We start from the raw sequence: 18767 nt of genomic DNA on the forward strand, positions 1-18767 counted from the left end.
TTAGATGACTTCTACAGAACCACCTTTAGCAGTGATAGCTTCCTCAGCTGATTTAGAGAATTTAGCTGCTTTCACAGTCAATTTCTTAGTCAACTCACCGTTACCAAGAATTTTAACTCCCGATTTTTCAGCTTTCACAATTCCTGCTTCGATAAGCACAACTGGAGTTACTTCTGCACCGTCTTCAAAGACGTTCAATTGGTCAAGGTTTACAATTGCGTATTCTTTAGCGTTGATGTTAGTGAATCCGCGTTTTGGAAGACGACGGAACAATGGAGTTTGTCCACCTTCAAAACCGAGGCGAACTCCGCCACCGCTACGAGCTTTTTGACCTTTTTGACCGCGACCAGATGTTTTACCGTTACCTGATGAAGTACCACGACCAACACGGTTACGTACTTTACGAGAACCTTCTGCAGGTTTCAATTCATGAAGTTTCATTATTATTTTCTCCTCTTTTGTAAAATGCTAGCGCCGATAAGAGAGAAAAGGTTGTCTCCCTTATCAACTCGCCTATACATGGTCATCTTAGATGACTATACCTAGTTTTAGGGGATGAGTATTGCCACATCCCCTAAAAATTATTAGTTTACTTCTTCAACTGTTACCAAGTGAGATACTGCAGTGATCATACCACGGATAGCAGCGTTGTCTTCTTTGATAACAGAGCTGTTCAATTTGCCAAGTCCAAGTGCTACAACAGTTTTACGTTGTGATGGAATACGTCCGATTGGAGACTTAGTCAAAGTAATTTTAATTTGAGCCATTTTATCCCCTTTCTTATGCCAAATCAGAAACTGAAATACCACGAAGGGCAGCAACTTCTTCAGCGCGTTTCAATTGTTTCAAACCTTCAACAGTTGCGCGAACAATGTTGATTGGAGTGTTAGAACCAAGTGATTTAGATGTAATATCTGCCACACCTGCCAATTCCACAACGGCACGAACTGCACCACCAGCGGCAACTCCAGAACCTTCTACAGCAGGTTTCAACAATACTTTAGCTCCACCGAATTCTGAAAGAACTTCGTGTGGGATTGTTGTCCCAACCATAGGAACTTCAATCAAGTTTTTCTTAGCATCTTCTACTGCTTTGCGGATTGCTTCTGGAACTTCTTGAGCCTTACCAGTACCAAATCCTACGCGACCGTTGTGGTCACCAACAACAACAAGAGCTGCGAAACGAAGACGACGTCCACCTTTAACAACTTTTGTAACACGGTTGACAGCAACTACGCGTTCTTCTAATTCAACTGCATTGTCTTTAAATGCCATTTTCTAGTGTCCTCCTATTAGAATTTCAATCCGTTTTCACGAGCTGCATCAGCCAAAGCTTTCACACGTCCGTGATATAGATATCCACCGCGGTCGAACACCACTTCTGAAATACCTTTAGCGTTTGCACGTTCTGCAACGAGTTTACCGACAGTAACGGCTTGTTCAGTTTTAGTTCCTTTTGAAACTTCTTTGTCAAGAGTTGAAGCACTTGCGAGCGTTACACCCGCTACGTCATCAATCACTTGAGCGTAGATGCCTGTATTAGAACGGAATACGTTCAAACGTGGGCGATCAGCAGTTCCAGAGAGTTTTCCGCGAACGCGACGGTGGCGTTTTTGGCGGAGTTTGTTTTTATCTGGTTTAGAAATCACAGTTTTCACCTCTTTAGTTTTAAATCGTGTGCTATGCACTAAGTTGGAAATTAGGTTGGTGGTTAAAAATCAACCACTCAACATTATTTACCTGTTTTACCTTCTTTACGGCGAACGAATTCACCAACGTAACGGATACCTTTACCTTTATATGGTTCTGGTGAACGAAGGCTACGTACGTAAGCAGCTGTTTGACCAACTACTTCTTTTGAAATTCCGCTAACAACGATTGTTGTTGGGTTTGGAAGTTCAAAAGTAATTCCTTCTGGAGCTTCAACTTCGTCTGGATGAGATTTACCAACAGCCAGAACAAGTTTAGATCCTTGAAGTTGTGCACGGTAACCAACCCCGCGCATTTCAAGTTCTTTCTTGAATCCTTCTGATACACCAACAACCATGTTGTTCAAAAGGGCACGAGTAGTTCCGTGGATTGTTTTCATTTCTTTTGAATCGTTTGGACGGTGAAGAGTTACTTCAGTACCTTCCACACGAATTTCAATATCTTTTGAGAACTCACGAGTAAGTTCTCCTTTAGGTCCTTTTACAGTTACAACGTTGTCATTGTTAGTGATTTCAACACCAGCAGGCAACACGATAACTTTATTACCAATACGTGACATGTTTATTTTCTCCTGTTAAATTGTCAGGCCAGAATGGCCAGTTTTCACGGGGGGTTAAATCGATTTCTCGATTTAAAGGAACATTTAGGTTTCAATTTCAAAGTGAATCTAGGCATCGTCTCGCCGGCATAACTTTGGGTTAGGCAAGAGACGATAACGACGAGTCTCAAAGAAATTGGGAGCTAAATATTACCAAACGTAAGCGATAACTTCTCCACCAACGTTCTTTTGGCGAGCTTCTTTATCAGTAAGCAAACCTTCAGAAGTTGAAAGGATAGCAATTCCAAGTCCGTTAAGAACTTTTGGAAGATCTTCACGTTTTTTGTAGACACGAAGCCCTGGTTTAGAAACACGTTTCAAGTTAGTGATAACTTTTTCACCGTTTGGTCCGTATTTAAGGAATACACGGATGATGCCTTGTTTGTCATCTTCGATGATTTCTACGTTCTTAACAAAACCTTCGCGTTTAAGGATTTCAGCAATCCCTTTTTTGATGTTTGATGCAGGTACTTCAAGTACTTCGTGTTTCGCTTGGTTAGCGTTACGAATACGAGTTAGGAAGTCTGCGATTGGGTCAGTCATAACCATTTTGTTTTTCTCCTCTTACTAGTAGTTTGCAAGTTGCACTTGCTAGTTAATGATTGAGCTGGGCTCAGATAGTATTGACACATTCAAATGAGAGAACTCTTATTTGAACACGAGCTACAACCTGTGCAAAAAAGATAAATTTGTTTTGGAGCATCGCTCCTTCTCCAAATTTCCTATTTTTGCTGTGGTTGTTACGCTCTTTGTATCATGATATTACCAAGATGCTTTTGTTACACCAGGAATTTGTCCTTTGTAAGCTAATTCACGGAAGCAAACACGGCAAAGTTTAAATTTGCGGTAAACTGAATGTGGACGACCACATTTTTCACAACGAGTATAAGCTTGAGTAGAGAACTTCGCTGGACGTTTGTTCTTAGCAATCATTGATTTTTTAGCCATTAGATTTACCTCCTATATTATTTTGCAAAAGGCATTCCAAGGCCTGTAAGCAATGCACGTGACTCTTCGTCAGTGTTAGCAGTTGTTACGATAACGATGTCAAGACCACGAGTTTTGTCAACGTCATCAAAGTTGATTTCTGGGAAGATCAATTGTTCTTTCACACCAAGTGTGTAGTTTCCGCGTCCATCAAATGATTTTGTTGGAACACCGTGGAAGTCACGCACACGTGGAAGTGAAACTGAAACCAATTTGTCCAAGAATTCGTACATACGTTCACCACGAAGGGTAACTTTTGCACCGATCGCTACACCTTCACGAAGACGGAAGCCGGCGATTGATTTTTTAGCTTTAGTGATAAGTGGTTTTTGACCTGAGATAAGTGCCAATTCTTCAGCAGCTTTTTCAAGACTTTTAGCGTTTGATACAGCTTCACCAACACCCATGTTCAAAACGATCTTATCTACTTTAGGCACAGCCATCACTGATGAGTAGTTGAATTGTTCTGTCAAAGCAGGAACTACTTCATTAAGATATTTTTCTTTTAAACGATTTGCCATTATACTTCTCCTTTCCTTCGTGATTAATCAAGCACTTCGCCTGATTTTTTGTTGTAGCGAACTTTTTTACCGTCTACAAATTTGTAACCAACACGACCAGCTACACCATTTTTGTCCAAAACTTGAACGTTTGATACGTGGATAGCTGCTTCTTTCTCGATGATACCACCTTGAGGAAGCTCGTTAGTTGGACGTTGGTGTTTCTTAACGATGTTAACACCTTCAACGATAACTTTGTTTACTTTTGGAAGGGCAGTAAGGACAACAGCTTCTGTTCCCTTATCTTTACCAGCGATTACGCGAACTTTGTCGCCTTTTTTTACAAACATTAGGTTTCTCCTTGATTTTTCTTACGCCCATAAGGGCACCCTAGCCTGAAGCTAGGGGACTAGTTTGTTTGTTTTTGCTCTGCGAAAATCAAAGCAATCCTTCGTCAGTTTCAACTCACCTAACTTAAGTTATGCTTTCGTCTTACTTCCTAGACTTGTTTTAATTTTCTTTAAGCAACAAATTAAAGTACTTCTGGAGCAAGTGACACGATCTTCATGAAGCCACCTTCACGCAATTCACGTGCAACTGGGCCAAAGATACGTGTTCCGCGAGGAGTTTTGTCTTCACGGATGATAACTGCTGCGTTTTCGTCAAATTTGATGTATGAACCATCAGCACGACGAGCACCTGATTTAGTACGAACGATAACAGCTTTTACAACGTCACCTTTTTTAACCGCACCACCAGGAGTAGCTTGTTTTACAGATGCCACGATAACATCACCGATGTTTGCAAATTTACGTCCTGAACCACCAAGAACTTTGATAGTCAAGATTTCGCGCGCACCGCTGTTGTCTGCGACTTTCAAACGAGTTTCTGTTTGAATCATTTCAGTTTTCTCCTTTCAGGTTTGATTAGATGATGACCGCTTCTTCAACAACTTCTACAAGACGGAAACGTTTTGTAGCTGAAAGCGGACGAGTTTCCATGATACGTACGATATCGCCTTCTTTGGCAACATTGTTTTCATCATGTGCTTTGTATTTTTTAGAGTAGTTAATACGTTTACCATAGACTGGGTGGTTACGTTTTGTTTCAACTACAACTGTGATTGTCTTGTCCATTTTGTCAGATACAACACGTCCAACAAGAACTTTACGATTATTGCGTTCCATTGAAATTTCTCCTTCCCTAGTCTATTATTTCGCTTCAGATTGAACTGTTTTGATACGAGCGATTTGTTTTTTAACTTCTTTCAAGCGAGCTGTTTGTTCCAATTGACCAGTAGCAGCTTGGAAACGAAGTTCAAACAATTCTTTTTTCAATTCGTTTTCGCGCTTCGCGAGTTCTTCTTGAGAAAGACCACGAAGTTCTTTAACAAATTCTTTTACTTCATTAAGTTTCATGCCTTCTCCTTATTCTGCTTCACGTTTTACGAATTTACATTTAACTGGCAATTTGTGGCTTGCAAGACGAAGCGCTTCGCGAGCAATCTCTTCAGATACACCAGCGATTTCGAACATCACTTTACCACGTTTAACTGGTGCTACCCAACCTTCAGGTGCCCCTTTACCAGATCCCATACGCACACCGATAGCTTTAGCAGTGTATGATTTGTGTGGGAAGATTTTAATCCAAACTTTACCACCACGTTTCATGTAACGAGTCATGGCGATACGAGCAGCTTCGATTTGGCGGTTAGTGATCCAGTGGCTAGTTGTAGCTTGAAGACCGTATTCACCGAATGCTACTTCTTTTCCACCTTTTGCTTCACCGCGCATTTTTCCACGGAATTCACGACGGTGTTTAACACGTTTAGGTACTAACATTGGTTATTTACCTCCTTTAGTGTTTTTACGAGCTGGAAGAACTTCACCACGGTAGATCCATACTTTAACACCAAGTTTACCGTATGTAGTATCTGCTTCTTCCCAAGCGTAATCGATATCTGCACGAAGTGTGTGAAGTGGAACAGTTCCTTCAGAGTATCCTTCAGCACGGGCGATATCTGCACCGTTCAAACGACCTGATACTTGAGTTTTGATCCCTTTTGCTCCAGCACGCATTGCACGTTGGATTGCTTGTTTTTGTGCACGACGGAAAGCGACACGTTGCTCCAATTGACGAGCAATTCCTTCACCTACAAGGTGAGCATCCAAATCAGGTTGTTTGATTTCGATGATGTTGATGTGTACTTGTTTTCCAGTCAATTTGTTAAGTTTTGCACGGAGTGCATCAACGTTAGCACCACCTTTACCGATAACCATACCTGGTTTAGCAGTGTGAAGTGAAACGTTAACTTTGTTTACTGCGCGTTCAATTTCAATAGTTGAAACTGCTGCGTCAGCAAGTTCTTTTTGAACGAATTTACGGATTGCAAGATCTTCATGAAGGTAATCCGCGTATTCTTTTTCAGCATACCATTTGGCATCCCAATCACGGATGATGCCGACACGCATACCAATTGGATGTACTTTTTGACCCACGATGTTACCTCCTTATTTTTCTGCAACAGCCACAGTGATGTGAGCTGTACGTTTGTTGATTGGTGAAGCTGAACCTTTCGCACGTGGACGGAAACGTTTCATAGTTGGTCCTTCGTTTGCGAATGCTTCAGATACTACCAAGTTAGCTTTGTCCAAACCAAAGTTGTTTTCAGCGTTAGCTACAGCTGAATTCAAAACTTTCAAGATGATTTCAGCAGCTTTGTTTGGTGTGAATGTCAAGATTGCAATAGCATCAGCTACGCTTTTACCACGGATGTTGTCAAGAACAAGACGTGATTTACGAGGTGAAACACGTACTGTACGAGCCATTGCTTTAGCTGAAGTAATTTCTGCCATTTATGTTCTCCTTATTTTCTACGTGTTTTCTTGTCGTCTGCAGCGTGACCTTTGTAAGTACGAGTTGGTGCAAATTCACCAAGTTTGTGACCTACCATGTCTTCTTGGATGTAAACAGGTACGTGTTTACGTCCGTCATAAACTGCAATAGTGTAACCAATGAAACTTGGGAAGATCGTTGAACGACGTGACCAAGTTTTGATAACTTTTTTCTTTTCGTCGTTAGCTTGAGCTTCAACTTTTTTCATCAAATGCTCATCGACGAAAGGTCCTTTTTTAAGACTGCGTCCCATTTTTATATTTTCTCCTTTAAATGTTGTACCACAGCGGCTTGCGCTCACATGGAGCGCTACCGAGCTGGCGGATTTCCTAGTTGCTTAGGCGACTAGCTTACTATTATTTCTCGTTGCGACGACGAACGATAAGTTTGTCAGATTTCGCTTTCTTGTTACGAGTTTTAAGACCAAGAGCAGGTTTGCCCCATGGAGTAGATGGCGCTTTACGACCAACTGGTGCTTTACCTTCACCACCACCGTGTGGGTGATCGTTAGGGTTCATTACAGAACCACGAACTGTTGGGCGGATACCTTTCCAACGGCTACGTCCTGCTTTACCAAGGTTTACAAGTCCATGTTGTTCGTTACCGACAACACCAACTGTAGCACGACAAGTTCCAAGAATCATACGAACTTCGCCAGATTGAAGACGAACAAGAACGTATTTACCTTCTTGACCCAATACTTGAGCAGAAGCTCCAGCTGCACGAACTAATTCTCCACCACGACCTGGTTTCAACTCGATGTTGTGGATCAAAGTACCAACTGGGATGTTAGCAAGCGGAAGAGCGTTTCCGACTTTGATATCTGCTTCTGGACCTGAAACGATACGTTGACCTACTTCAAGACCTTTTGGAGCGATAATGTATGCTTTCACACCGTCAGTGTAGTGTACAAGAGCGATGTTTGCAGAACGGTTTGGATCGTACTCGATAGTTTTAACAACTGCTTCAACGTTGTCTTTGTTACGTTTGAAGTCAACCAAACGGTAGAAACGTTTGTGTCCACCACCTTGGTGACGAACAGTGATACGACCGTTGTTGTTACGACCAGCCTTGCTCTTCAAAGCAACAAGCAATGATTTTTCAGGAGTGCTTGTTGTGATTTCAGCGAAATCCAAAGAAGTCATATTACGGCGACCGTTTGTTGTTGGTTTATAAACACGAATTCCCACGATATTTCCTCCTTAGATTATTCAGCTTCAGCAGCGAACAACTCGATTGCTTTTGAATCAGCTGTAAGTGTGATGATAGCTTTTTTAGTTTTGTTAGTAAAACCAGTGTAACGTCCAACACGTTTCGCTTTTGGTTTTACGTTGATTGTGTTAACATTGGCAACTTTAACACCTTCGAAAGCAGCTTCAACAGCTTGCTTGATCAAAAGTTTGTGTGCACGAGTGTCAACTTCAAATACATATTTTCCTGCTTCAAGTTGAGCCATTGAGCTTTCAGTGATAACAGGTTTTTTGATAACATCATACAAATTCATTATGCAAGAACCTCCTCGATTTTAGAGATAGCTGCTTGTGTGACAAGAAGTTTGTCGCTATTTGCGATGTCAAGAACACTTGCAGTTGTAGCAGTTGCAACTTTCACGTTTGGAAGGTTACGAGCTGAAAGAGCTGCGAATTCATTTCCTTCTTCAAGGATAACAAGAACTTTAGAATCGATGCTCAATGCTGCAAGAACTTTTGCAAATTCAGCAGTTTTTGGAGCTGTAAATGAAAGAGCGTCTACAGCTACGAATTTGTTTTCAGCAACTTTTTCAGAGTAAACTGATTTAAGAGCTAGGCGACGAACTTTTTGTGGAAGTTTGTAGCCGTATGAACGTGGAGTTGGTCCGAAGACAACACCACCACCACGCCATTGTGGTGAGCGGATAGAACCTTGACGAGCACGTCCAGTTCCTTTTTGACGCCATGGTTTGCGTCCACCACCTGATACTGCAGAGCGGTTTTTAACAGCGTGTGTTCCTTGACGAAGGCTTGCGCGTTGGCTGATGATCACATCAAACACAACTGATTCATTTGGTTCAATACCAAATACTGCATCGTTAAGAACAACTTGGCCAGCTTCTTTACCAGTTTGGTCAAATAATGTTACGTTTGCCATTGTGACTGATTTCCCCTTTCTTTATTATTTACCAGCTTTAACTGCTGATTTGATAGTGATAAGAGATTTCTTAGCACCTGGTACGTTACCTTTGATAAGGATAACGTTCTTTTCTGGAACAACTTGTACAACTTCAAGGTTTTGAATTGTTACGCGGTCGCCACCCATACGTCCTGCAAGGTTTTTACCTTTGAACACGCGGTTAGGTGCAACAGGTCCCATAGAACCTGGACGACGGTGGTAACGAGAACCGTGAGCCATTGGTCCACGTGATTGTCCGTGGCGTTTGATAACACCTTGGAAACCTTTACCTTTAGAAGTACCAGTTACGTCAACAACGTCTCCAGCTGCGAATGTTTCAACTGTGATTTCAGCACCAACTTCCAAGCCTTCAACGTTTTTGAATTCACGAATGAAGCGCTTAGGAGCCGTGTTAGCTTTCGCTACATGTCCTTTAGCAGGTTTGTTGCTCAAAACTTCGCGTTTGTCATCGAAACCAACTTGGATAGCGTTGTATCCGTCTGTTTCAACAGTTTTAACTTGAAGAACAACGTTTGGAGTTGCTTCAATAACTGTTACAGGGATCAATTCGCCAGCTTCAGTGAAGATTTGAGTCATTCCCACTTTTTTCCCTAAGATTCCTTTTGTCATGAGAAAATAGTTCCTTTTCTATATTTTTTATTCAAAAAGTTTTTAACGAGCGTTTTTCATGCTCAAGGTTTCAAGCTTTGGATTAAAGCTTGATTTCTACGTTTACACCACTTGGAAGATCCAATTTCATCAACGCATCAACTGTTTTTTGAGTTGGGTTAACGATATCGATCAAACGTTTGTGTGTACGCATTTCAAATTGTTCGCGAGAGTCTTTGTATTTGTGAGTCGCACGAATGATTGTGTAGAGGCTACGCTCAGTTGGAAGTGGGATTGGACCCGCAACTTGTGCACCTGTACGAGTAGCTGATTCTACGATTTTTGCAGCCGCTGTGTCAAGCGTACGGTGTTCGTAAGCTTTCAAACGGATACGGATTTTTTTGTTTGCCATCTTTTTCTCCTTTTCGTCTATTTAAGATAATAGGCTAGCTCCACAAGAAAACCGACGCGCGTTGCGTGGCAATGCAACCGAGCGTGTCGCAACCTCTTGCATCAAAGCTAAGGCTGTAATTTACAGCACCATAATAGAATAACACAAAGCCCCTGCGATTGCAAGGGATTTGTAAGCTTTTTTTCGTTTTTTTAGGATGAAACTGTTTTCTCTTTTAATCTTTCTAAGATTACGGATTTATATCTATAAAAAACCGTCTTTTTTCTATATAATGTGTGTCATTTTGACCTTGAGTTTATCTTCTGATTGATCTACTAAAATGTCCGCTTTAGATTCGGTTTCTCTATAGTATCGCAGGTACTGCTCCCTTCTCATCTGATGGCTAGCTAATACAAAAGATGCATCGCGATTTCTCATAGTCGTATCTCGAGCTAGACGCCTCTTTAATTCGGTCTCCTCATCCGTGTAGAAACAGATGGTTTTGTCAAAGAGTTCCTTGGGTAGAAAGCCCGCAGACATCCCTTCAACAATCAGAATCGGCTTGGCTCCAGACAAGACCTCGCTAGCCTTCCACGGTTCATCGATTGTTAAGACATCCATACCTGCCTGCAAGGCGAGAATATCTCTCTGTAAACTTGCCAGTTCATGCGCCACTGGGAGACAAGCTGTCACCTTTTGATCTGGCGCTTGCTTTGGTACTACCAGGTGACGTTCTGAGGTGATATAGGGATCTGTTTCTAGTAAATTTACTGTAGTAGAATCTAGGGCTTGATGTAATTCCTGTGCAAAGGTTGATTTACCTGAAGCCCCATGACCGTAGATCCCCAGCGTCCTAATTCTTCCCGTTTCGATCTCTGAAACCAGTTGTTCTATCAGGTCTTTTTTCTTCATTCTCTCTTCACCTGCTCATAGCTTTCTTTTCCGTCATTAAGCTTGTTCCAAATCACCACTTGCCCACTTTTGAGGGATTTTTGCACATCGATAATTCGTTGATTAGAAGACCCTCGAAACTGGAGCATAAGATTGCGTTTGCTTTTATCATACCGTCCATCGACAAGGATGTCAATCAATGATAAGAGTTCCAGTTTATCTGGAGTCTCCAGCATCATTTCTTCCCAAGTATAACCCGTCCAGGACCAGATGTCTTTTTCTGGTAATTCCTTTCGAATGCGCTTAACGAGAGGCAAGAGAATGCCCGTATTAAGAAAGGGTTCTCCTCCTAGCAAGGTCAAACCTTGAACATAGGGTTGGGCAAGGTCTTCCATGATTTGTTCTTCTAATTCTGCCGTATAGGGAATGCCTGCGTTGAAAGACCAAGTCGCAACATTATAGCATCCCTCGCAGTGAAACATGCAACCTGATACATAGAGAGAGTTGCGCACACCTTCTCCATCGACAAAGTTAAAGGCCTTATAATCAATGATCCGCCCTTTACTAAGTTCCTCACTTTTCCATTCACCTGGTTTTGGTGTATTCCATGTCATCCTTTTACTCCAAATCTATCCAGTAACGTTCTACACCATTGCGAACATCCTCAAACACCCCACCATTTGCCACAATCACCGCCCTACTAGCAGGATTTTCCGTACTACAGGTCACAAGTGCTTTTTTGATGTTCTTTTCCTTAGCAACTTGCAGGCCTTGTCTGAGGGCTTCTTTGGCATAACCTTTACCTCTTTCAGAAGGGCGGATGGAGTAGCCAATATGGCCAGCATGATTCAGCAAGCCCTCATTTAGTTTCAATCGCAGATTCAAAAATCCTAGAGCACGACCTACATCATCAAATGATACAAATTGAATAGAAGGAACACGATTTTCAGGCAAGTTTATTCCCATCTCTTTTTGCATATTTGTTTCCAACCACTCTTCATAAGAAAAAGCCTCTGTCTCCCAAAACCCACCATCATGAGGAGAATGTGCTTGTTCAAACTCTGCCATCATCTCTAAAACTGTTTCTTTATCTGCCAATATCGGTCTGCGTAGTATCATTTTCACCTCCAATTAAGAGAAAAGTGAGAGCAGACTCTCACTTTTATTTTTTCTTATTCTTGTTTAAAAACTGTTCTCTGAGGTTGAGCAAGCGTTCTTTTTTACCTGTTCCACCTTTCGAGTGTTTCTCGTGATAACGGGTCACTTGTGCGCGTCCCTTATCGTCTAATTGGTATTTCCCCATTCCATTTCCTTCTAATTTGTTACTTCATGTCCTGCTGTTTTAATTGTTGAACCGTTCATGTGTTTGACACGCGCAGCGATTTCCTTGTGGCGTCCATTAACCATCGGACGCGCTTGAGGATTGCCCAGATACCCACACGTACGTTTGACCACATCTACTGTTTTAGGGTCGCTATTGCCACAGTTTGGACAAGCAAATCCTCGCTCAGTTGGTTCAAAATCCCCTTCAAAGTCACACTTGTAGCAACGATCAATAGGAGTATTGGTCCCTAGATAGCCGACACGGTCATAGGCATAGTCCCAAACAGCTTCCAAGGCTTTAGGATTTTGTTGAAGAACTGGATACTCACAATAATGGATAAAACCACCTGACGCACCTGCTTCTGGATAAACTTTCTCAAAGTCTAATTTTTCAAACGGCGTTGGATTTTTCCGGACATCGTAGTGGAACGAGTTGGTGTAGTATTCCTTATCCGTGATGTCAGGAATAGAACCAAACTTCTCTGTGTCTAAGCGACAGAAGCGATCTGTCAGACTTTCAGACGGTGTGGAGTAGATCGAGAAATGGTAACCATATTGGTCAGACCACTCTTCCACACGACGTTTCATATCGCGAATAATATCCAATGTGAATTCCTTGGCTTCAGGATTGCTTTCCCAGCTATTTCCAAAGAAGACTGTAGCCACTTCGTACAAACCGATGTAGCCCAGCGAAACTGTCGCACGGCGATTCTTAAAGAGTTGGTCAACACTTTCTTCTTTTCCGAGACGGCGGCCGAAGGCTCCATACTGATAAAGGATAGGGGCATTTGCTGGTGTTGCTTCCTTGGTTCGTTCGACACGATAAACCAGAGCATCCTCCGCAATGTTCATTCTCTCGTTGAAGATTTCCCAAAACTTATTCAGATCTCCTTCAGACTCGAGGGCGATACGAGGCAGATTAACCGTCACAACACCTAGATTCATACGACCTGAATTGACCTCAACACCATTTTCATCTTTCCAGCCTTGGAGGAAGGAGCGACAACCCATAGGAACCTTGAAAGAACCAGTCAGTTCGATAATCTTATCATAGGACAAGACATCTGGGTACATCCGCTTGGTTGCACACTCAAGAGCCAACTGTTTGATGTCGTAGTTAGGTGAACCTTCCTCTAAGTTGAGTCCTCTTTTCAGCGTAAAGATGAGTTTAGGAAAGATGGCTGTGCGGTGTTCTGAACCAAGCCCCTTGATTCGGATGGTCAAGATAGCTTTTTGAATTTCCCGCTCAAAACGACTAGTTCCTAGACCAAAACCTAGTGAAGTAAAAGGTGTTTGTCCATTTGAAGTGAAGAGGGTATTGATTTCATACTCAAGAGATTGCATGGCATCGTAGATGTCCTTTTGCGTTTTCTTCCAAGCATAATCTTCCCGTTTCTCGGGCAAGACCCACTCTTCCGCATCCTTGAGGTGCTTTTGGTAATTCTTCTCCGCATAAGGCGCCAAGACTTCATCGATACGGTCAGCTGAACAGCCCCCGTACTGGCTAGAAGCAACGTTGGCGATGATTTGTGAAATTTGAGCTGTCGCAGTCTGGATAGACTTAGGACTCTCTACCTCTGCATTTCCAATCTTAAAACCATTTTCCAGCATGCCTTTAAAATCAATCAAACAGCAGTTGGTCATCGGAGTGTAGGGGCTGTAGTCCAAGTCATGATAGTGGATATCCCCTTTTTGGTGAGCATTAGCTACGTGCTTAGGAAGCATTTGTAGCCCGATTGATTTCCCAACAATCCCTGCTGTCAAATCACGTTGGGTGTTGAAGACATCGCTGTCTTTATTGGCATTTTCATTGACAACTGCTTGATCTTTATTGAGAAGTTTATGGATACTAAAGTTTATATCTGTCGCTTTTGAGCGCTCAAAATCCCTTTGTGTCCGATAAGTGATATACTCCTCAGCCAGCGCATACTCTTTGGCTTCAAGGAGTTCATGTTCTACGACATTTTGAATTTCGTAAATCTTGACACCTTGAGGGAAGCGACTGTGAATTTCAGTCACGATTCTTTCAACTAGACCATTTAGGCGTTTTTCTACTAGAGGCGTAACGTCCATAACCTTTTCCGCCGCCTTGTGGAGAGCCTTGTCAATCTTGTCTACATCAAACACCACACGTCTACCATCTCGTTTTTCAACGAACAAGGTGGGAACGGTTGCAAGCTTTTCTTCTAATACAATCATATCCATGCTCTTTTCTAAAATGTTGTTCTATGAAGTATTATACCACTCTAAAAATAAAAATCAATATCTTGTGTTAAAAATCCTAAAAATTTTAAAATTCCACAAGATATTGATTTTTTGTTATTTGGATTTATAAAGTTTGAACTCGCTAGTATCTGTCTGAACAAGCTCATAGTTTTCACTGAGCCAGCTCTCTACATCTGACCACAAGGCAACTTTTTGATTGACCACAATCATCTTCGGTTGATTCTCTTTCAGATCATTCATCAGTTTAGTTTTATTTTCATCGCTTGCAGTATAGAGTGTTGGAGTTGATAGAGAAGTTGGCGCCAAGCGCTCACTGGTACGGTAGAAATCAGGACGATCATCCCAAACATAGACACGATCCTCAGAACTCGTTTGTTGTTTAACCACGCTAGCAAGACGGTCTCTCTCCTGATAAGTCGCTGGGTGCGAAAGGTAGCGACTCACGATAGGAAGAACAATAAGGTAGGCAAGGGCAATCAGTGGTAGATAGAAATTTCCTTTAAGGAAAGAAGTTTGTTTCTCACGTCTTCTTCTACGACGACCGCCTCCATCCGAAACATCTTCCTTGATTCCTGTCAGAAGGAGCAAGACCAAGAAAGGAATTAGCACCACAAGACGAGTACCGTTGATAGGTTCTTTGGAGAGAATCAAGATTCCCAAAGAAACCAACAATCCCAAGCTAGCAGCAATTGAGAGGGCATATTGCTTGGCTGGTTTTGACTGGAACAAGCCTGTAAAGAGCAAGACAAGGGAACCTAATCCAATAGCAAGCAAACCGTAGAAGGCTGCATTTTCAAGCAAATGCGAATTTGAAAAGAGGCTAAGAGTATTTACCGGATACAAGGTCTGGCTAATGGCATCTCCAAAACTACCTGTCCACACTGTATAGTAGCCTAAAGGATAGAATAAGAGTGAAAATCCTAGGGCTGACGCAAAGAACTGATATAAGCCATGAACAAAGTGACCTTTAGCTAGATTATAGCCGATGATGCCCAAGGCCAGTACAGCCGCAAACAAGACGGTTGGGATTGGCGCAAGGAAGAAAGCGAGAGCAAGGCTCATCCCCACTCGTACAAATCCTTTATCATCCTTTGGAAAAGCTAGATAATTTGTAACGATACTCAATGAATAAAATAGGAAAGGCAGGGCTAGCAAGAGAGCATAACCGCCACCAAAAGCGAGGCCCGCTACAAGCAAGTATAGAATAAAGACAACTCGCTTCGCTTCATTTTCTTGGCCGACAAGAGTATCCGCAGCCTTAAAAAGAAAAACACCTGCTCCAAACAAAGCCAACCACTCAACCAAAGCAATCAGAATACTGCCTTGAAAAAGGTAGGTTAGCACATAATAGAGCAATCCCTCCGTCCCAAAATAATCTGTATACATTTGACCATTTTGATGCAAGGCCCAACCGGTATAAAGATCCTGGGTTTGTTGCGGACTGACTAAACCAAAAATATTAGGTAGGGCAACCGAAATGGCTGTGGCCACTAAACTCCAAAGCAAAATACTAAAAAAGGGAATGGGAGCTCCTTCTCGTTTCTCTGGCACTGACCAGTCTTGGTAATGAGATTCTTCTTGTTTCTCATCTATTTTCCCGTATACGTTCATTCATTTTCTCCTCTAAGTTTATCTGTTTTAGTATATCAAAATCTTACAGGAATGTCAGCTTGGGATTGATATTTGCTGAATTTCTTATCCAATAGCGCAAAGCGTTCGATTTCACGAAAACGGTGGAAGCGACTATTTCTATACTCTCTGATAAAATCATCATCTTCTAGATTAAGCATGGTTTTCTCCTTTACTTATCTATTCGTAAGAAGACAAAAAAGACCCAGCCTTGGGCTAGATCTTGGTCGATAGTTAGAGCATAGGTGCAAACAACTGGACAATTTCCTTGATTAGGCTTTGATACCAGCTGGTTTTGATAGTGTGAGGATAAATTTCTTGAGAAACTTTAAAAATCTCTTCGAAGTCCCTTTCAATATCGATGATAGACTGCGTTCTATAAAGTAAGACGGCATTTTCATAGTGGTGAAGCAAGCTCCGATAGTCAAAATTGATGGTTCCCACGGTGGCCACTTCTCCATCGACAAGCATTTGCTTGCTATGAAGGAATCCCGGACTGTACTCATAAATACGAACCCCTGCAGATAACAAGTCTGGATAAGCTCCTCGAGTAACTAACTGAATAACCTTCTTATCTGGGATACACGGTGTCACAATTCGCACATCTACCCCTCTCAGAGCTGCATTTTTGATACTTTCAGTTAGATCGTAGTCGGCGATCAGATAGGGAGTCGTGATATAGACGTAATCTGTAGCTTGATTGATAAGATTTTGGTAGACCGTTTTTCCAACTTGAGCTCTGTAGATGGGTTTTGGCCCACTACTATAGGGAATACAGAGCCCCATCCCATCTTTGGGCTGATTTTCGAGATGGTATTGGTCAAAGTCACTAATCTCTCCACGGTTGATATACCAGGCAGATAAAAAGAGTCTGGTAAAAGCTTTAACTGCCGGTCCATCCAGACGAATACCGCTATCCTTCCAATAACCAAAGCGTTCGATATGGTTGATATACTCATCAGCCAGATTGATACCACCTGTATAGGCAATTTGACCATCGATAATCATGATTTTACGGTGATCACGGTTGTTATAAGCAACAGTCAAACGTGGAATCACCTTATTAAATTTGTGGGCTTCAATCCCTCGGCCACGAAGCTGGATGGTGTAATCTCCAGGCAAGGTTGCCATACAACCAATATCATCATAGAGAAGCTTCACTTCTACTCCTTGAGCTGCCTTTTCTTCCAAAATCTCCAAAATACTATTCCACATCAAACCTTCTTCGATTATATAGTATTCGAGAAAGATAAACTTCTCAGCTTTCTTGAGATCCTCTAGCATCTGATGCCACATGCTTTCACCAGATGCAAAAAATTGTGTATCCGTTCGATCATAGACATCGGCATTCGTATCCATACTGAGGAGTGATTTGATAACTCCGTAAGCTGACTTGTCCTGCTCTTTTAACTCCAAACGGAGAGCTCTGCTATTGTCCTCTCGATCAACCATTGATTGGAGCTGCTTTAGCTGCTTCATTTCTTTTTTAGATAAACGACGCTCTCCAAACATGATATAGAGCAATGGGCCAAACACTGGCACAAAGGCTACTAACAGCCATGTTACCTTACTCTCAGGATTCATAGACCGATTGACAATCGATACAATGGTCGCTAAACTCACTAAAATGACTAGGATAATCCAGACAATTGGAGCCATTTGCCCTAGATAGAGAAATAAACCAAAGACGATAAACAACTCTGCCAACATGATGGTAATACTAAAACCATATTTGGACATGAGTAGCTGCATTTTTCTAGCTGTCATACATCCCCTTCCTTTTCTAACATTCTCCTTAACTGCTTAATAAACTACTGTTTCTACTAGTATACCTCAGTTCAGGGGTAGATGGCAACCGTTTACCTTTGCTCAAGTTCCAGTCGTTCCGTGTTTAGATGATTATTACAATTTCAGAGCCAACATATTGACCGTCATACCAGCTGCAGTCCCCATAAGGTAGACGACATCTCCCTCCTTGATAAGTCCATTCTCCAAAGAATAAGCCAAGCCAAACGGTACAGAGACTGACACCATATTTCCATAGTCAGTGACGAGATTGAGGTACTGATCCTCAGCCACACCTAGTTTTTCCATGACCAAAGGAAGAGCACGACTTGCTTGGTGAGGAATGATATAGTCCACGTCTGCCAAGGCTAGCTGTGTTTTTTCTTGAAACTCTTCAAACATGACTGGGATTTTACGAGCAGACAAGAGGAGGATTTTCTTCCCCTTCATGTCAAACATATAGTTGGTCTTCGTCGCTTCAGAGTACTCTTTTGGTTGAAAAGAAGTCAGACCTCCACGAATCTCCGTATCGTGAGCCCCTTCTGACCAAGTACGTTGGAGACTAGCAATGACCCCTTTTTCCTGATGACTTTTTTGGAAAATAAAGGCTGCTGCCCCATCACTAAAGAGTTCAAAACTTTCTTTCTGCTTGGGATTGAGCCCTAAACTACCAACCTCACTAGACACAATCAAGACACGATTGTATTCGCCCGCCTCAATCAAGTGGGACATAGTCGATAGAGCAGAAATAAAGCTGGTACAGGTCGTATTGATGTCCATTGCTGGAATTGAGAGTCCTTTTGCCACGCGCTCATGAATCAAGGCAGCCGTACAAGGGATAGGCTGAACACCAACTGCACTAGCTGATACAAGGCAATCGATATCCTTAATATCCAAATTTGCATGTTCAAGTGCACGGTGGATAGCTCCCTCTGCCAAGTCAAGTTGCGTTTCTTCATTTTCAACTACACGATAACGGGTCTGGTCTTTAAATTGAACTGTATGCTTTGGAAGGCAAATGCCATAACCTGCGATTTCTACATGTCTTTTTACTTCTGTCATTGTCTTTTTTCCT

The 18767-nt window shown here is 42.1% G+C and carries 30 protein-coding genes; all 30 read right to left on the reverse strand.

All coding sequences use genetic code 11. The features are described 5' to 3' along the window. The 30 genes from rplO to O3652_RS04480 all read right to left on the reverse strand — a co-directional run bounded on the left by rplO (position 1) and on the right by O3652_RS04480 (position 18754). Positions 1-441 (reverse strand): 50S ribosomal protein L15, encoded by a 441-nt coding sequence (gene rplO, locus O3652_RS04335; protein WP_000766089.1) that lies wholly within the window; start codon positions 439-441, stop codon positions 1-3. Between the two features lie 143 nt (positions 442-584). After that, positions 585-767 (reverse strand): 50S ribosomal protein L30, encoded by a 183-nt coding sequence (gene rpmD, locus O3652_RS04340; RefSeq protein WP_000057241.1) that lies wholly within the window; start codon positions 765-767, stop codon positions 585-587. A 13-nt stretch (positions 768-780) separates the two neighbouring features. Then, complete coding sequence (gene rpsE, locus O3652_RS04345) at positions 781-1275, reverse strand: 30S ribosomal protein S5 (RefSeq protein WP_000874204.1); 495 nt, start codon at positions 1273-1275, stop codon at positions 781-783. 17 nt (positions 1276-1292) lie between these two features. Further along, positions 1293-1649, reverse strand: a complete 357-nt coding sequence (gene rplR, locus O3652_RS04350; RefSeq protein WP_004244055.1) for a 50S ribosomal protein L18 — start codon at positions 1647-1649, stop codon at positions 1293-1295. 83 nt (positions 1650-1732) lie between these two features. Continuing rightward, positions 1733-2269 carry a 50S ribosomal protein L6 gene (rplF, locus tag O3652_RS04355; RefSeq protein WP_000086626.1) on the reverse strand — a complete coding sequence of 179 codons (537 nt, stop codon included), beginning with the start codon at positions 2267-2269 and terminating at the stop codon, positions 1733-1735. Between the two features lie 189 nt (positions 2270-2458). Then, on the reverse strand, positions 2459-2857 hold the full coding sequence (gene rpsH / locus O3652_RS04360) for a 30S ribosomal protein S8 (protein WP_000245504.1): 399 nt from the start codon (positions 2855-2857) through the stop codon (positions 2459-2461). 213 nt (positions 2858-3070) lie between these two features. Then, positions 3071-3256: a type Z 30S ribosomal protein S14 gene (locus tag O3652_RS04365; protein ID WP_001085697.1), complete on the reverse strand. Its 186-nt coding sequence runs from the start codon at positions 3254-3256 to the stop codon at positions 3071-3073. A gap of 17 nt (positions 3257-3273) precedes the next feature. Then, the gene (gene rplE, locus O3652_RS04370) at positions 3274-3816 is read right to left on the reverse strand and encodes a 50S ribosomal protein L5 (RefSeq protein WP_000013542.1); all 543 of its coding nucleotides are present in this window, start codon (positions 3814-3816) and stop codon (positions 3274-3276) included. 23 nt (positions 3817-3839) lie between these two features. Next, positions 3840-4145 carry a 50S ribosomal protein L24 gene (gene rplX, locus O3652_RS04375; protein ID WP_000497691.1) on the reverse strand — a complete coding sequence of 102 codons (306 nt, stop codon included), beginning with the start codon at positions 4143-4145 and terminating at the stop codon, positions 3840-3842. Positions 4146-4327: 182 nt separating this feature from the next. After that, complete coding sequence (gene rplN / locus O3652_RS04380; RefSeq protein WP_000616545.1) at positions 4328-4696, reverse strand: 50S ribosomal protein L14; 369 nt, start codon at positions 4694-4696, stop codon at positions 4328-4330. A 25-nt stretch (positions 4697-4721) separates the two neighbouring features. After that, positions 4722-4982: a 30S ribosomal protein S17 gene (gene rpsQ, locus O3652_RS04385; protein ID WP_000440801.1), complete on the reverse strand. Its 261-nt coding sequence runs from the start codon at positions 4980-4982 to the stop codon at positions 4722-4724. A 24-nt stretch (positions 4983-5006) separates the two neighbouring features. Next, positions 5007-5213 carry a 50S ribosomal protein L29 gene (gene rpmC / locus O3652_RS04390; RefSeq protein ID WP_000772918.1) on the reverse strand — a complete coding sequence of 69 codons (207 nt, stop codon included), beginning with the start codon at positions 5211-5213 and terminating at the stop codon, positions 5007-5009. A gap of 9 nt (positions 5214-5222) precedes the next feature. Further along, the gene (gene rplP, locus O3652_RS04395) at positions 5223-5636 is read right to left on the reverse strand and encodes a 50S ribosomal protein L16 (protein WP_000960946.1); all 414 of its coding nucleotides are present in this window, start codon (positions 5634-5636) and stop codon (positions 5223-5225) included. A gap of 3 nt (positions 5637-5639) precedes the next feature. Next, positions 5640-6293 carry a 30S ribosomal protein S3 gene (rpsC, locus tag O3652_RS04400; protein ID WP_000529936.1) on the reverse strand — a complete coding sequence of 218 codons (654 nt, stop codon included), beginning with the start codon at positions 6291-6293 and terminating at the stop codon, positions 5640-5642. A gap of 12 nt (positions 6294-6305) precedes the next feature. Further along, positions 6306-6650, reverse strand: a complete 345-nt coding sequence (rplV, locus tag O3652_RS04405) for a 50S ribosomal protein L22 (protein WP_000818137.1) — start codon at positions 6648-6650, stop codon at positions 6306-6308. A gap of 11 nt (positions 6651-6661) precedes the next feature. Next, on the reverse strand, positions 6662-6943 hold the full coding sequence (rpsS, locus tag O3652_RS04410; protein ID WP_000533766.1) for a 30S ribosomal protein S19: 282 nt from the start codon (positions 6941-6943) through the stop codon (positions 6662-6664). A gap of 103 nt (positions 6944-7046) precedes the next feature. After that, positions 7047-7880 (reverse strand): 50S ribosomal protein L2, encoded by an 834-nt coding sequence (gene rplB, locus O3652_RS04415; protein WP_000512910.1) that lies wholly within the window; start codon positions 7878-7880, stop codon positions 7047-7049. A gap of 17 nt (positions 7881-7897) precedes the next feature. Continuing rightward, positions 7898-8194, reverse strand: a complete 297-nt coding sequence (locus O3652_RS04420; protein WP_001055347.1) for a 50S ribosomal protein L23 — start codon at positions 8192-8194, stop codon at positions 7898-7900. After that, complete coding sequence (rplD, locus tag O3652_RS04425; protein ID WP_000024537.1) at positions 8194-8817, reverse strand: 50S ribosomal protein L4; 624 nt, start codon at positions 8815-8817, stop codon at positions 8194-8196. Before rplD ends, O3652_RS04420 begins: the two co-directional genes overlap by 1 nt. Before the next feature lie 24 nt (positions 8818-8841). After that, positions 8842-9468: a 50S ribosomal protein L3 gene (rplC, locus tag O3652_RS04430; RefSeq protein ID WP_000160197.1), complete on the reverse strand. Its 627-nt coding sequence runs from the start codon at positions 9466-9468 to the stop codon at positions 8842-8844. Between the two features lie 82 nt (positions 9469-9550). Continuing rightward, a complete protein-coding gene (gene rpsJ / locus O3652_RS04435; RefSeq protein WP_001284513.1) occupies positions 9551-9859 on the reverse strand; it encodes a 30S ribosomal protein S10 in 309 nt (102 codons plus the stop codon). A 264-nt stretch (positions 9860-10123) separates the two neighbouring features. Then, complete coding sequence (locus tag O3652_RS04440) at positions 10124-10750, reverse strand: uridine kinase (protein WP_070569328.1); 627 nt, start codon at positions 10748-10750, stop codon at positions 10124-10126. Further along, positions 10747-11343: an anaerobic ribonucleoside-triphosphate reductase activating protein gene (gene nrdG, locus O3652_RS04445; RefSeq protein WP_070569331.1), complete on the reverse strand. Its 597-nt coding sequence runs from the start codon at positions 11341-11343 to the stop codon at positions 10747-10749. The genes O3652_RS04440 and nrdG overlap by 4 nt, the downstream gene beginning before the upstream one ends. Positions 11344-11347: 4 nt before the next feature. After that, positions 11348-11848, reverse strand: coding sequence for a GNAT family N-acetyltransferase (locus O3652_RS04450; protein ID WP_125412437.1), 501 nt, complete (start codon positions 11846-11848; stop codon positions 11348-11350). A 43-nt stretch (positions 11849-11891) separates the two neighbouring features. Further along, a complete protein-coding gene (locus O3652_RS04455) occupies positions 11892-12032 on the reverse strand; it encodes a hypothetical protein (RefSeq protein ID WP_000521625.1) in 141 nt (46 codons plus the stop codon). A gap of 11 nt (positions 12033-12043) precedes the next feature. Continuing rightward, positions 12044-14251, reverse strand: a complete 2208-nt coding sequence (gene nrdD / locus O3652_RS04460; RefSeq protein ID WP_049477387.1) for an anaerobic ribonucleoside-triphosphate reductase — start codon at positions 14249-14251, stop codon at positions 12044-12046. Between the two features lie 120 nt (positions 14252-14371). After that, positions 14372-15889: a damage-inducible protein CinA gene (locus O3652_RS04465; protein ID WP_125412439.1), complete on the reverse strand. Its 1518-nt coding sequence runs from the start codon at positions 15887-15889 to the stop codon at positions 14372-14374. A gap of 35 nt (positions 15890-15924) precedes the next feature. Further along, positions 15925-16068, reverse strand: coding sequence for a hypothetical protein (locus O3652_RS04470; RefSeq protein WP_000933184.1), 144 nt, complete (start codon positions 16066-16068; stop codon positions 15925-15927). A gap of 73 nt (positions 16069-16141) precedes the next feature. Further along, on the reverse strand, positions 16142-17674 hold the full coding sequence (cls, locus tag O3652_RS04475; RefSeq protein ID WP_125412441.1) for a cardiolipin synthase: 1533 nt from the start codon (positions 17672-17674) through the stop codon (positions 16142-16144). Positions 17675-17809: 135 nt separating this feature from the next. After that, positions 17810-18754, reverse strand: a complete 945-nt coding sequence (locus O3652_RS04480) for a 3-oxoacyl-[acyl-carrier-protein] synthase III C-terminal domain-containing protein (RefSeq protein WP_070569343.1) — start codon at positions 18752-18754, stop codon at positions 17810-17812. Positions 18755-18767 lie beyond the last annotated feature (13 nt).

The sequence above is a fragment of the Streptococcus sp. 27098_8_23 genome (assembly GCF_041432195.1).
Taxonomy (GTDB): domain Bacteria; phylum Bacillota; class Bacilli; order Lactobacillales; family Streptococcaceae; genus Streptococcus.